General features: G+C 34.7%; 13 protein-coding genes. 4 read left to right on the top strand and 9 right to left on the bottom strand.

Features of this window, described 5'->3' with window-relative positions; translation table 11 throughout:
- Nucleotides 1-16 precede the first annotated feature (16 nt).
- From PKC55_RS12945 to PKC55_RS12905, 9 genes are all read right to left on the bottom strand, one after another.
- Complete coding sequence (locus PKC55_RS12945; RefSeq protein ID WP_291127335.1) at nt 17-868, bottom strand: glycosyltransferase; 852 nt, start codon at nt 866-868, stop codon at nt 17-19.
- A 76-nt stretch (nt 869-944) separates the two neighbouring features.
- Complete coding sequence (locus tag PKC55_RS12940) at nt 945-2,057, bottom strand: glycosyltransferase family 4 protein (RefSeq protein WP_291127333.1); 1,113 nt, start codon at nt 2,055-2,057, stop codon at nt 945-947.
- 6 nt (nt 2,058-2,063) lie between these two features.
- A complete protein-coding gene (locus tag PKC55_RS12935) occupies nt 2,064-2,780 on the bottom strand; it encodes a class I SAM-dependent methyltransferase (protein WP_324373308.1) in 717 nt (238 codons plus the stop codon).
- Complete coding sequence (locus PKC55_RS12930) at nt 2,770-4,047, bottom strand: ABC transporter ATP-binding protein (RefSeq protein ID WP_291127327.1); 1,278 nt, start codon at nt 4,045-4,047, stop codon at nt 2,770-2,772. Before PKC55_RS12930 ends, PKC55_RS12935 begins: the two co-directional genes overlap by 11 nt.
- 12 nt (nt 4,048-4,059) lie before the next feature.
- Complete coding sequence (locus tag PKC55_RS12925; protein ID WP_291127324.1) at nt 4,060-4,866, bottom strand: glycosyltransferase; 807 nt, start codon at nt 4,864-4,866, stop codon at nt 4,060-4,062.
- Nucleotides 4,860-5,807 (bottom strand): O-fucosyltransferase family protein, encoded by a 948-nt coding sequence (locus PKC55_RS12920; protein WP_291127321.1) that lies wholly within the window; start codon nt 5,805-5,807, stop codon nt 4,860-4,862. The genes PKC55_RS12925 and PKC55_RS12920 overlap by 7 nt, the downstream gene beginning before the upstream one ends.
- Nucleotides 5,807-6,667 (bottom strand): ABC transporter permease, encoded by an 861-nt coding sequence (locus PKC55_RS12915; RefSeq protein ID WP_291127318.1) that lies wholly within the window; start codon nt 6,665-6,667, stop codon nt 5,807-5,809. The genes PKC55_RS12920 and PKC55_RS12915 overlap by 1 nt, the downstream gene beginning before the upstream one ends.
- A gap of 161 nt (nt 6,668-6,828) precedes the next feature.
- On the bottom strand, nt 6,829-7,050 hold the full coding sequence (locus PKC55_RS12910; protein ID WP_006843518.1) for a hypothetical protein: 222 nt from the start codon (nt 7,048-7,050) through the stop codon (nt 6,829-6,831).
- Nucleotides 7,051-7,227: 177 nt separating this feature from the next.
- On the bottom strand, nt 7,228-8,895 hold the full coding sequence (locus PKC55_RS12905) for an AMP-binding protein (protein ID WP_291127317.1): 1,668 nt from the start codon (nt 8,893-8,895) through the stop codon (nt 7,228-7,230).
- Between the two features lie 190 nt (nt 8,896-9,085).
- On the opposite strand from PKC55_RS12905, the gene mtaB reads away from it, so the two are divergent.
- From mtaB to PKC55_RS12885, 4 genes are all read left to right on the top strand, one after another.
- On the top strand, nt 9,086-10,396 hold the full coding sequence (mtaB, locus tag PKC55_RS12900; RefSeq protein ID WP_324373303.1) for a tRNA (N(6)-L-threonylcarbamoyladenosine(37)-C(2))-methylthiotransferase MtaB: 1,311 nt from the start codon (nt 9,086-9,088) through the stop codon (nt 10,394-10,396).
- A gap of 2 nt (nt 10,397-10,398) precedes the next feature.
- On the top strand, nt 10,399-11,313 hold the full coding sequence (locus tag PKC55_RS12895; protein ID WP_291127315.1) for a lysophospholipid acyltransferase family protein: 915 nt from the start codon (nt 10,399-10,401) through the stop codon (nt 11,311-11,313).
- Nucleotides 11,310-12,338: a glycosyltransferase family 2 protein gene (locus PKC55_RS12890; RefSeq protein ID WP_291127312.1), complete on the top strand. Its 1,029-nt coding sequence runs from the start codon at nt 11,310-11,312 to the stop codon at nt 12,336-12,338. Before PKC55_RS12895 ends, PKC55_RS12890 begins: the two co-directional genes overlap by 4 nt.
- Before the next feature lie 88 nt (nt 12,339-12,426).
- Entirely contained in the window at nt 12,427-13,050 is a 624-nt protein-coding gene (locus PKC55_RS12885; RefSeq protein WP_291127309.1) for a DUF4294 domain-containing protein, read from the top strand.
- The last annotated feature ends 70 nt before the right edge of the window (nt 13,051-13,120 follow it).

The following is a 13,120-nucleotide window of genomic DNA, read 5'->3' as shown; positions in this document are numbered from 1 at the left end:
AAATAAATTAATTCTATTATTTTATCAATCCAAACTTATGTTTGATATTTCGTAAAAAATCATTTAGTTTACTGTATTTCTTTACTTTTTCATATTTATTTTTGAGCATTTCATATTCATATCTAGTAACAAAATTTTCTAAGAAGAAATCTTCGATATTTATACCTCTTCTTTTTGCTGCACTAAGTATTGTAAACCATTTCCAGTAGTATGCTTTATCTGAATTAGATAAAGTTGATATTCCAGAGTTATGAACTCTATAATAATAAAGAAACTTGTCTAGGAAGAATGTTTTCCCTGTTTCGTACAATTTATAATATAAATCTTGATCTACAGCTCTAATTAAATATGAATCTATTCCATCTGTCTTGTCATAAAAGCTCTTTTTGAAAGAAGCAAATGCAGTAAACTCTCCATACATGTTGAAAAACATTTTTTCTCCAAAAGGTACATTTTTTGCTGCCGAATATTCCCCTAGTATTTCTAGTTTTTCATCACAAAAATAAAGTTTGGAATGTACTAGAGAACAATCTGGATTTTGTTCATGAGCTGCAATCATTTCAGCCAAAGCGTCTTTCGATAGAATGTCATCCGGATCTAAAAAACCACAGATTACTCCAGAAGCTTCATCAACACATCTTCTTTTGGTATATCCACATCCTTTGTTTTCTGTATTACGAAAAACTTTTATTTTCTCATTCTTTTGATAGTTATCATAAGCATCGGATGACGAATCTGTCGAAAAATCGTCTACAATAATTATTTCCCAATTATTATATGTCTGATCGAATATACTCTGGATAGCATCCTCGATATATATTCCATTATTATAATTGGCTATAAGAACAGAGAATAATGGATTATTCATTTTATCAAAATATATTCAATTCTACATCTATATTATTTTCTATAAAAATATCATCAACATTAAATTGATAGTCTTTTTATTTTGCATATTCAGAGATAATAGAGTTTAAATTATCTATATGAATTTTCATACTGAAATTTTCATAAATATTCATTCTTCCCTTTTCTCCCATCTCTTTTGCTTTAAGTTCATTTTCTAATATATATATCATGTTTTGAGCCATGCCGTCAACATCATGCTCATCTACAAGTAAGCCTGTTTCCCCATCTATTATCACGTCAGGGATTCCTGCATGTTTTGTTGATATTACCGGAAGAGACGCAGCAGAGGCTTCAATAATAGCAACTGGGGTTCCTTCCATATCGCCATCGATTGCTGTTAAGGAGTGTTGCACAAAAGCTCGAACTTTCTCATAATAGCTCATCAATTCTTGATGTTTGGCTTGCCCTATAAATATAATGTTTTCTTCGATCTTTAGATATTTTGAAAGATTGATACATGTATTTAGTAGTACTCCATCTCCAGCCATATATAGCTTAGCCCTCGGAAACTTCTCTAGCACCTTTTTAAAGGCCAGTATTGTAAGATATGGTGCTTTTTTGTCAACAAAGCGTCCAATAGATAGAAATGCTTCTGACTTATATGAGGGGGTAACGGAGAAGAAATTATCTTCAGGACCATAGGTGATATACTTTAGCTTCTCAGGAGGGCATCCTATTTTAATTAAATTCTGTTCCATTATTTTAGAGACAGCTATGATAACTGAGGCATATTTAAACATTTCTTTATAAGCATCCCTGTATTCCTCCAAAACTCTTGTCATCGAAGCATCATATCCATGGAAATGAACGATAAGTGGCAATCCCATTTTTTTGCATATGTCCATCATTGCATATCCTGTAGGACCATATTCTGCATAAACAATATTAATTTTTTCCCTTTTGAAGCTTTTTTCTAATGCTTTATATTCTGGTGATGGAATATTCTTTATCTGAAATACATTTGCCTTAATATAATCAGCTAATCTTTCTTTGGATGATATCCACAAATGACCACTCCCTTCTAGATGTGTCGGGAAGTGCCCACCATAATAAAACTTCACATTTCCTTCGAAATTTTTTTTATGGTTTTGAATGAATGTTTCTGAATATGCATTCAAGTTAGGAGAAATTAGAGCTATATTTTTCATAAAAGTCTATTTTGTAGCTGTGGCAAATAAATTAGGGATCATCAGTCCTTCGTAGAAGTTCGTAGGTACAGTATCTTTTTTAATTAAAAATTTTATGATTGGTTTTAGAATCTTCGACAGGATTTTTTGTTTTTGACTAGAAATACCACTTCTTTTGACCCATAATCCTAACATTTGTGCCATACTTGCATGCCATCCTCCACTAGATTTAACTTCAATATTTCTGAATCCGACATCTTCTAAGAGCCGACGTAAAGCAAACGGAGTGTATCTATATTCATCATGTGGTGTTTCATGTAATGGCCATAAGAAGGGAACAGTCAGCAGAATATATCCATCTTTTTTCAATACCCTGTACATTTCTTTCAATACTAGCTCGGGCGTAGGGCAGTGTTCTAACACTTCTGTAGCTAAGAGTGTATCATAACTCTCGTCCTTAAATGGCATTTCTTTGCCATCCCATGTATAGTCAGGTTTTATTATCGTGTCGTATTCCATAGCAGTCTCTATATCAAGACCTATATATGTATTCACTTCACTATTTTCTAATATATACTTCTTATATGGCATTTTACCACATCCTACATCCAATAAGGTCCCCTTTAATGATGGTAAAGTATTTTTAACTACATTAAAAATAAAGCTACGCATTAAATATCTATCCAAATTATCTGAGGTAAAAGGAATATTAATAAAATTATCGTATGGTTTCTTATTTGCCATCATCTATTTTTTTTACATCCCATATTGAGTCCTCTACATAAGTCGCATTTCTTGGTCCCCAATAATAATCACGAATTTCTCCAAAAACTTTAACCTCAAAAGGAGTAATATTTTCTATGGTTTCATATTTTTCTCGAGATATCCTATCTGAAAAATGAACGATCAAACTATATGTCCCCGGGTATAGATGTACGAATGGAATAGAAGATTTTAACCTATATATTCCTTCTTCATCACAAAAAGGGTTTTCTTCATATAAGTTCAATATATGGGTTATCGGTACCCCTTCGCTATTAAGTACTTGGTAAGAGACAGCTGCTGACGGTATTCTGTAGGGAGTATGAACATCGATAATAATATCCATCGGTTTCCCAAATTGTTGAATATTATTATTGTGAGATGTTTTACATTCAACTTTAATCACATTCGGTTTGTTATTATTTATCTTGCGTTGATATATATTCTCTTGAGTTCCACTCATAGATAAATATTTCTGAATAACAATATCCGTTCTGTCATAAGCACAAACCTGTCCATTTTCTAATAAAACACTGTTCTGTGTTAATGTGGAAACAGATTGCATATTATGACTTACAAACAATACTGTACGACCATCTCCTTTCGACACATCTTGCATCTTGCCAATCGCTTTTTTCTGAAATTCGGCATCTCCTACAGCCAATACTTCATCCACAACGAGTATTTCGGGTTCCAAATGTGCTGCAATCGCAAAGCCAAGACGAACTGTCATACCCGAAGAGTAGCGTTTAACAGGGGTATCTATATATTTCTCTACGCCTGCAAAATCTACAATCTCGTCTAGTTTCCTCTTTATTTCAGCTTTAGTCATTCCCATGATTGAGCCATTCATGAAGATATTTTCACGACCGGTCATTTCGGGGTGAAATCCTGTTCCTACCTCCAATAGTGATGCTATTCGACCTTTGGCTCTAATTGTTCCGGTAGAAGGAGATGTTACTCTCGATAATATCTTAAGCAAGGTTGATTTTCCTGCACCGTTTTTACCGATTATGCCTAACACTTCTCCTTGTTTTACATCAAAAGTTATATCTTTAAGTGCCCAGATATATTTGCTGCTAGCCTTTGATGAACGGTCATTTACTTCACCTATTTTCAAATAGGGGTCATCCTTGCCTCTTACAACATGCCACCAGCGGTTTAGATCGTGTGCTATAGTTCCTGTGCCAACTAATCCTAAACGATATTGCTTAGATATATTTTCAAATTTTATTGCGATGTCTGACATATTCAGATTTGTTTATTTCTGTTGTTTTTGATATTTATATAATCTTATCTCGGCACATGTATCGTACCATGCCCAGAAAAAAGATAATAAGAGTCCATACAATCCGTCTTTATACCCTTTCATCTTGAGAAAACAGGAGTGAAAAGCTTTGAATGGACGTTTTATGATACCTTTTTTTGAAGCAATAAATCCCATGAAATTTCTTGATTCAGCTTCCATTTTTAAGTATCTTAAATGTTTTTCCCGCAATTGAGAAAAGCTGATCATCCAATAATGATGATCTATATTTTTCCCATTGTATGCAATCCAAAACGGTTCATAAGGAGGAAGTACCGTTCTGCCCGCATGTACTACGCCTGTCATTTTACATCTGTCTTTGTGAAACAATAGCATACGGGAGTGAATACCTCCCCAGCGTGTTCCTTTCAATGGATGCTTTTTGTAATAATATATACAAGGAACGAGTATTGCTCCAATATTATCAGGGATTCCTTTTTCAAAAAGTGCTATTATATCTTTATATAGCTCAAAGCTAATTCGTTCATCGGGATCTATTATAAGTATCCAATCATTTTTTTCCGATTTGTAATACTCTGCAACAATAGCTTCGCCTAGCGGTACCCTTTCATGCTCTATGATTTCATTACTATATTGCTTAGCTATTTCTATCGAATTATCATTAGAGCCTTGATCTACATATTTAATATTCTCGCAAAAAGAAATTGACTTCAGACAATCCTCCAAAATATATCCTTCATTGTACCCTGTAACAATGGCGCTGAAAGGAAGCTTTTTGTATGTATTAACATTGTCTACCATATTTGCCAATCTATGTCGATACTTATACATTTAGCAGAGTCCATCCTCATTCCTAGATACATACCCGGATTTGAACCAAAAGTCCCTACGAAAAATGTACTGTTGTTTAGCACATCTAATGATGCAAATAGATTTAAATGTGCCTCTTTTATTATAGATTTATTTTCTTTTTTGAATTTAGCATGGTCGTACCCTTGCTCAGACTCTTTACAGAATGTGAATATCGTCCACTCTTTATATTTATTTCTTATTTCAGATATTACTCTAAAATCATCAGTTAATATAAAAGTATTCTTTATATTACTTATATTTTCTGCTCTATTCAGATAGCTTGATGTTTCGACTAAATCTTGTTCAATATGCTTATCTCCGCGCCGTATGTGAAAACCGATATAATCTCCTGGTAAATTTAGTAATCTTATTTTATTCTTTATCTCCGGAGCAGTTATTTCATTGTATTGCCATGTTAGGGAGATTAATTTTTGGCATGCATCCTTTAATGAACAGTTTACAATTCCGATCTCGGGAATATTATATATGTTTTTTTCGTTTTTTCTATCCCTGATTAGGAGCCATAAGTCTTGAGTTAGAAAATTTATTCCATTAAATACCTTATATGCTTTAATTTTCAGTTTGTCTTTTATTCCTAATTTTTCTTGGATGAAATTGTAGTTTCTAAAGTTATGTTTTTTGTGGAAGTCATCGTTGGTTTCGTCACAAAAAGGTAGAAAATAATCAGTCCACCCGTATTGATACCCGAAATTAGCATCTTCAGAATATAGTATAAATTGGATCTTGTGTGTTAGGCAGTATAACATTGCTAATATCATGTTGTTATACTCTGAGAAGAATCCTGCATCATATCCCAGATGAAAAACGAATTTTCTCTTGAAGGATTTATTTAGAGCATAATATTTTTCTCTCATTTCTGTAGCTTCCATCACACTACATCGATAAAGCTGCGTTCTACTTTGTTAAATACCCATGAACCGAGAATGATGACTATTATTGTAACAACAAAACTATAGCTGAGCCAAAACCAATCAACTGTACCAGCTCCCATAAATCCATATCTTAATGTTTCTACGATAGATGTTAATGGATTCAGCTGTATGAGCCACATATATTCTTCATATTTTTCTTTCATTACAGAGAGTGGATATATTATTGGTGTTGCATACATCCACAATCCCGTTACAAAACCAAATAGGATAGCCATGTCTCTATACTTTGTTGTAACAGACGATATTATGATGCCAAACCCCAGTCCTAATCCGGCTAGCATTAAAACCAATAACGGAAAAAAGAGAATATATATATTAGGCTTGATATCTGTACCATTATATACGAAATAAAAGTATACGGCAAGGAATAGCCCTAGCTGGATTATTAATCGTACTAAATTGGAAATAACACTTGATATAGGAACTACTAATCGAGGAAAGTATACTTTACTGAAAACTCCGGCGTTACCGAGGAAAGTTCCTGAGGCTTTTCCCATACAGTCAGAAAAGTATCCCCAACATAATATTCCAGATAGGTAGAACAATGGCTGAGGTAGTCCATCCGTTGGTATTTGGGCTATATTTCCAAATACAAACATATACATTATTGTAGTAAATAGTGGTTGAATGATGAACCATAGAGGGCCGAGTACAGTTTGTTTGTATATAGTTACAACATCGCGGCGAACGTACATTTGTAATAAGTCACGATATTGCCAGACTTCTTTTATATTAAGGGAAAAATTGCTTCCGCGCGGTTTGATCTCTATATCCCAATGTTCTTTTTCAGTTTCCATTTAGATATTATATTGTTTCTATATTTGTTTGTGTGATTTTGAGTGTGCAAAGATAGTTATTTTTAATGTTAAAGATCTTTAAATAAAAAATAACTATAATAAAAAAACCCGTATGAGTGTATTACCTCATACAGGTTTCATAAATCTTAACTGTCGCTGGATTATTTTTTTACAGCAGTAGCTACAGAGTCAGCAGCAGCTTGAGCAGCAGCAGCGATTGAGTCAGCTTGAGCTTTAGCAGCAGCTTCAGCAGCTACTTGAGCTTCAACAGCAGCTAAAGAGTCAGCTTTAGCCTTAGCAGCAGCTTCTTCAGCAGCTTTGTTATTACATGATGCGAAAGAGATTGCGATAGCAGCAACAGCAAATAAAACTAATTTTTTCATTTTCTTTTCTATTAAAACTTAAACGGTAAATGTATTTGAGTTATAATTTCTGATAACACGATGCAAATATATACATATTTCTTTACATGTTGTACAGCACAATTATATTTTTTTTAGTGTTTTTTTTATTTTTTTCTGAGGGGGGTACTTTTTTACTGTTGTATTGGTTGTAATTGTCTAATTATCATATAAATATCTTTTTATGCTTTTTTTAGGAGTTTTTTCAAATTCACTCGGGTAAATTTGTACTGCCGATATATTTTCGTATGCTGCAAGCATCTTATTCAGGTTTTGCCTGTTTTGTTCCATTATTGCCGGCAACATTTCGTGATCTACATGGGCGGCATCCATAGTTTCATAATCAGGATGAGCTAATGCAACCAATTTACCATTTCGCTCTACGACGAGGCTTTCCAATACGAATGGCATATTGTTAAGCTTAGATTCTATTTCTTCCGGGAATATATTCTGTCCATTGGGGCCTAGCAACATCGTTTTGCTGCGTCCTCTTATGAAAATGGTGTTATTTCTATCTATAGTTCCCAAATCTCCTGTTTTCAACCAGCCATCTTCAGTAAAGGCTGCTTTTGTCGCTTCTTCATTTTTGTAATAACCCTTCATTACATTTTCTCCCCTTACCTGTATTTCTCCTACAATATTATATGGGTCTTGCGAGTCTATACGGACTTCCATAATATTGTCCAATATCCTACCGCAAGATGTGGGTATAAAATCGTAATGATGTTCGTATGAAATTAAAGGAGCACATTCGGTCATACCATAACCAACCGTAAACGGAAATTTGATTTTGTGAAGAAAGGCTTCCACTTCTCCATTTAGAGCTGCACCACCAATGATCACTTCATGAAAATTGCCACCTAAAGCATCTATTAAGCCTTTTCTTATTTTTGCATAAATCTGATCCTTTACAATCGGAATTTTCAAGGCCATTTTTATTGCAGGCTTCTCTATCTTAGGTAAAATTGCTTTTTTGTATATTTTTTCAATAACAAGAGGTACTGTTATAATAAGGTGTGGTTTTATTTCGGCAAAAGCCTCTGTCAATATTTTGGGCGAAGGAGCTCTTCCTAGTAGTGTCGTGTGCGAGCCTTCGGTCAAGGAGTACAAAAATTCAAACGCACAGCCGTAAGCATGCGCCAGTGGAAGAAAAGAAACGATATCTTGTCCTCTGAATAGTAATTTCAGATATTGAGCATGAGTTATATTTCCTGCAAGGTTATTGGCTGTAAGCATAACCCCTTTGCTAAAGCCTGTTGTTCCCGAAGTATAATTAATGAGTACTACTTCTGAGTTATCTACTTTAGCGTAATTAATATCATTAGGAGAGTAACCATTGGGGTACTTCTCCTTCATTTTCTTGTCTAACTCTTCTACCGCCAGGGAAAGTTTTTCTCCTTTTCCTTCGTGCAAGCAAGTAAGCTTGAAATCATTAATAGAGAATACTCCTCTTACTCCCGGTATATGATCTTCATCCAGAGAGTCCCATATATTATTGGCTGTGAATAATAATTTTGATTCAGAGTGATTGATTATATGCTGTATATTGTCTGCATGGAAATCCTGTAGGATAGGTACAATGGTAGCACCATAAGTGATAACGGCAAGATAAGTAACACACCAAGGAATATTATTTTTGCCAATAAGAGCAACTTTATCTCCTTTTGCTATTTGAGCATCATCCAGTAATATATGTATTCTAGCTATTTCACGAGCCAGATCTTTATAATACAATGTTTTTTTTTCGGAATAGTCAGACAAGCCCTTCAAGTCCCAATTGTTTCTAAAACTGTCTTCATATAAGGTTATTAGATTCTTGTCAATCATGATTTGTTGCTCATTTTTATAAATTTTGTGCAAAAATAGAGACTATCATCATAATCTACAACTATTTTATATGTAAAGTTTCACGTAATTGTGTAATTTTGTACTCTTTTTGTATGACAATAATTAATAAATTACTTGTAGAACAAAGTTATTTATTTCAATATTATTAAATTAGGTTCTGTAATATACAATGATAGATAATTCAATTTTTGAGAATAAAAAAGCAGCCTATCTCACATTGGGCTGTAAATTAAACTTTGCAGAGACATCAGCTATCGGGCGACAATTGTCCCAAGTTGGTGTTCGTAGATCCAGAGATGGGGAAGTTGCAGATATATGTGTTATAAATACTTGCTCCGTAACCGAATTTGCAGATAAGAAGTGCCGTCAGGCTGTACGTAAAATGATTAAAGAAAACCCCGGTGCTTATGTAATAGTAACAGGATGCTACGCTCAGCTTAAACCCGAAGATATTGCGGGTATAAAAGGTGTGGATATTGTACTGGGATCGGAGCAGAAGCTTGATGTAATAGCTTATCTTGACGAACTAAAGAAAAAAGATAAAGGGGTCGTACATACTTCTAAAACGAATAAGATAAAGTCATTTGTTCCATCGTGTTCGCAGGACGATCGTACCCGTTATTTTCTGAAAGTGCAGGATGGGTGTGATTACTTTTGTTCTTTTTGTACCATTCCTTTTGCCAGAGGACGCAGCCGTAATGGTTCGATAGAAAGTATGGTACAGCAGGCAAAAGAGGTTGCTGAAAAAGGAGGGAAGGAGATTGTTCTAACAGGTGTAAATATAGGAGACTTTGGTAGAACCACCGGCGAAACTTTTTTTGACTTAGTCAAAGCTTTAGATGAAGTGGAGGGTATTGAGCGTTATCGGATTTCATCAATAGAGCCGAACTTGCTTACCGATGAGATTATACAATTTGTAGCTCAATCAAAACGTTTTGCGCCTCATTTTCATATCCCTTTACAGTCGGGTTCGGATGCTGTGCTTAAATTGATGCGTCGCCGCTACGATACTGCATTATTCAGACATAAAGTAGAAAAGATTAAATCCGTAATGCCTGATGCATTTATCGGAGTTGATGTTATTGTTGGTACAAGAGGCGAGACCGATGAATATTTTGAAGAAGCAAAAGCTTTCTTAGAAAGTCTTGATTTTTCACAATTGCATGTTTTTACATATTCTGAACGTCCGAATACGCAGGCTTTGAAAATAGATCACGAAGTAGATCCTAAAACTAAGCATGCACGTTGTAAGGCTCTACTTGACCTATCAGACGAAAAATTACAGGCATTCTATCAGTCGCAGCAAGGTACAAAGCGAAAAGTGTTATTTGAGCATACTCAACATGATAGCGTTATGTATGGTTTTACTGAGAATTATATAAAAGTAGAAACTCAGTATCATGCACATAAAGCGAATGAAATAAAAATGATAACTTTGGGCGATTTTAATTCCATAAAAACAGCTCTTACTGAGATCTGACGATGAATAAGATATTATATTATATATTGTATATCTGGATGTATTTGCATGCGCTGTTACCATTCAGAGCATTATATATTTTATCTGATTTCCTCTATTTTCTAGTATATAAGGTTATTCGTTATAGATTGAAAGTCGTACGCATCAATCTTAAAAATAGCTTTCCCGAGAAAACTGATAAAGAGTTGCACGTTATCGAGAAAGAATTTTATCATCATTTTTGCGATTACTTTGTAGAAACTCTAAAACTATTACATATCTCCGATGAAGAGATGCAAAAGCGAATGGTTTTTGAGAATATGGATATCGTGAAAGATTTGATGAGGGATGGAAATTCTGCCTTAATGTTCTTAGGGCATTATGGTAATTGGGAATGGGTTCCGTCAATCACCATGTCGTTTCGCAATAAAGAGGATCAGAATAAGCTTTTAGGACAGATCTATAGACCTTTGAAGAATAAGGCTGTCGATGATTTGTTTCTTAAGATACGTAGTCGGTTTGGTTCGTTCGGGATAGCTAAGAATGAAACGTTGCGTGTTATTGTAAAGCTAAGAAAGGCAAAACAGCAAATATTAATAGGCTTCATGGCTGATCAGACGCCGTCTTTTCACAACATACATTATTGGTCAACTTTTATGAATCAAGAATCTGCTGTTTTTACAGGAGTTGAGCGTATTGCAAAACAAACCGGATTTGCTGTCGTTTATCTTGATATGGAAAAGGTGAAAAGAGGGCATTATAAAGGAACGGTAAAATTGATTTCGGATAAGCCCCAGGATACCCCCGAATTCTATATAACAGAAACTTATATACGAGAGATGGAAAGAACCATTCTGCGTAATCCTGCTTATTGGCTATGGACTCACAAGCGATGGAAAATGACTCGGAAGGAAGTTGAATTAGCACAACATAAATGAAAAAAATAGCAATTGTTATTCTTAACTGGAACGGGAAAAAGTTACTAGAAGAGTTTCTACCTACAGTTGTACGGTATTCATCTTTTCCTGATGTCGAAATTGTTGTGGCTGATAATGGTTCCACAGATGATTCTTTATCTTTCTTAGAGGCATCATATCCTCAAATATCATTGATAAGACTGCCTGAAAACTATGGTTTTGCAGGAGGATATAATGTTGCATTGAAAGAAGTCGCTGCCGAATATTTTGTTATTCTCAATTCTGATGTTGAAGTAACCGAAAACTGGTTAAAGACGACTATATCCTATCTGGATGAAAATACAGATGTTGCTGCCGTCCAGCCTAAGATATTGGCTCAACGAAACAAAGCTAGTTTTGAATATGCAGGAGCTGCGGGTGGATTCTTAGACAAGTATGGTTATCCATTTTGCAGGGGGCGTATTTTTCAGAAAATAGAAGAAGATCATCATCAGTATGATACGCCGATAGATATCTTATGGGCTACGGGAGCTTGTCTTATTATACGTTCTGCAGACTTCTTTGAAGCAGGAGGGTTCGACTCATCCTTTTTTGCACACATGGAAGAGATTGATCTCTGTTGGAGGTTAAACTCAAGAGGCAGGCGTATTGTTTGCTTACCTTCTTCCGTTGTGTATCATGTGGGAGCCGCTACATTGAAAAAGGAAAATCCCAGAAAAACATTTCTCAATTTCAGGAATAACCTTATAATGCTTTATAAAAATCTGCCTCAGGATAACTTAAAGAAAGTGATGACTATACGGCTGATATTGGATTATATAGCAGCGTTCCAATTTGCTGTAACAGGAAAGTACGCTAACGCAAAAGAGGTTGTTAGAGCCCATAAAGACTTTTATAATAACAGGAAGATGTATCGGTCTGCAAGAAACGAAAACCTTGAAAAAATGATTGTTGAATATCCTGCAACTATCTACCCAAGAAGTATTCTTGCTACTTATTATCTGAGAGGAATAACGTTATTCTCAAATTTGAAGTTTGGACGTTAAGCTCTTCAACTGCAATTAAGTTTGATATTCCTTATCTGAATTTTCTTTTTTCTTGTATATTTGGACTGTATTTATACTGCGTAACCCAATGAGAAAGATTGTATTTTCTTTTTTCTTGTTATTGTTGGTTTCTGTGGCTCTCAAGTCACAGGAAAAGCAAGATACGTATATAGATATGGCAGTTATCTATCATGGGGATACGATTGCTATTATGAATCTCAAGCCGGTTTATATATATGCTCCAATAAAGTTTAAAAATAACAAGCAAAGACAGGAATACTCAAAACTCGTAAGGGATGTCCGCATAGCATACCCTTATGCAAAGATGATTACAGCTGCTATTGTTGAAACTTATGAATATATGCAATCCTTGCCCAATGATAAAGCAAGAGATAAGTATATGAACGATGTGCAGAAATATATGATGGAGGAATATAAACCCAAGATGAAGAAAATGACCAAGAATCAGGGTAAGGTGTTAGTGAAGCTTATCGATCGTCAATGTAATACCTCGTCATATAATATTGTAAAAGCCTTGGTTGGTAGCTTCAAAGCCGGGGTATATAATGCTTTTGCCGGATTGTTTGGCAATAGCCTGAAAACAGAGTATGATCCTGAAGGTAGAGATGCCGAAATAGAAGCCATCGTTACTCAGTTGGAACAAGGTACATTAGATTATTATTATTCCATCAATTATCATGGATATAAATGATTGATAGCAATTAGATTATATAAATAAAACAGCGACAAGCCCTTTTGAGTTTGTCGCTGTTTTGTATATG

The sequence above is a fragment of the Dysgonomonas sp. genome (assembly GCF_035323175.1).
In the GTDB taxonomy this organism is placed as follows: Bacteria; Bacteroidota; Bacteroidia; order Bacteroidales; family Dysgonomonadaceae; genus Dysgonomonas.
The sequence above is the reverse complement of the archived record's forward strand: the minus strand, read 5'-3'. Positions and strand labels throughout refer to the sequence as shown.

Excerpts from the sequence above, each read along its gene's own strand:
- PKC55_RS12940 (WP_291127333.1), bottom strand. The coding sequence starts at position 2,057 with ATGAAAAATATAGCTCTAATTTCTCCTAACTTGAATGCATATTCAGAA.
- PKC55_RS12910 (WP_006843518.1), bottom strand. The coding sequence starts at position 7,050 with ATGAAAAAATTAGTTTTATTTGCTGTTGCTGCTATCGCAATCTCTTTC.
- PKC55_RS12915 (WP_291127318.1), bottom strand. The coding sequence starts at position 6,667 with ATGGAAACTGAAAAAGAACATTGGGATATAGAGATCAAACCGCGCGGA.
- PKC55_RS12895 (WP_291127315.1), top strand. The coding sequence starts at position 10,399 with ATGAATAAGATATTATATTATATATTGTATATCTGGATGTATTTGCAT.
- PKC55_RS12905 (WP_291127317.1), bottom strand. The coding sequence starts at position 8,895 with ATGATTGACAAGAATCTAATAACCTTATATGAAGACAGTTTTAGAAAC.
- PKC55_RS12925 (WP_291127324.1), bottom strand. The coding sequence starts at position 4,866 with ATGGTAGACAATGTTAATACATACAAAAAGCTTCCTTTCAGCGCCATT.
- PKC55_RS12945 (WP_291127335.1), bottom strand. The coding sequence starts at position 868 with ATGAATAATCCATTATTCTCTGTTCTTATAGCCAATTATAATAATGGA.
- PKC55_RS12920 (WP_291127321.1), bottom strand. The coding sequence starts at position 5,807 with ATGGAAGCTACAGAAATGAGAGAAAAATATTATGCTCTAAATAAATCC.
- PKC55_RS12935 (WP_324373308.1), bottom strand. The coding sequence starts at position 2,780 with ATGGCAAATAAGAAACCATACGATAATTTTATTAATATTCCTTTTACC.
- PKC55_RS12930 (WP_291127327.1), bottom strand. The coding sequence starts at position 4,047 with ATGTCAGACATCGCAATAAAATTTGAAAATATATCTAAGCAATATCGT.
- PKC55_RS12890 (WP_291127312.1), top strand. The coding sequence starts at position 11,310 with ATGAAAAAAATAGCAATTGTTATTCTTAACTGGAACGGGAAAAAGTTA.
- mtaB (WP_324373303.1), top strand. The coding sequence starts at position 9,086 with ATGATAGATAATTCAATTTTTGAGAATAAAAAAGCAGCCTATCTCACA.
- PKC55_RS12885 (WP_291127309.1), top strand. The coding sequence starts at position 12,427 with ATGAGAAAGATTGTATTTTCTTTTTTCTTGTTATTGTTGGTTTCTGTG.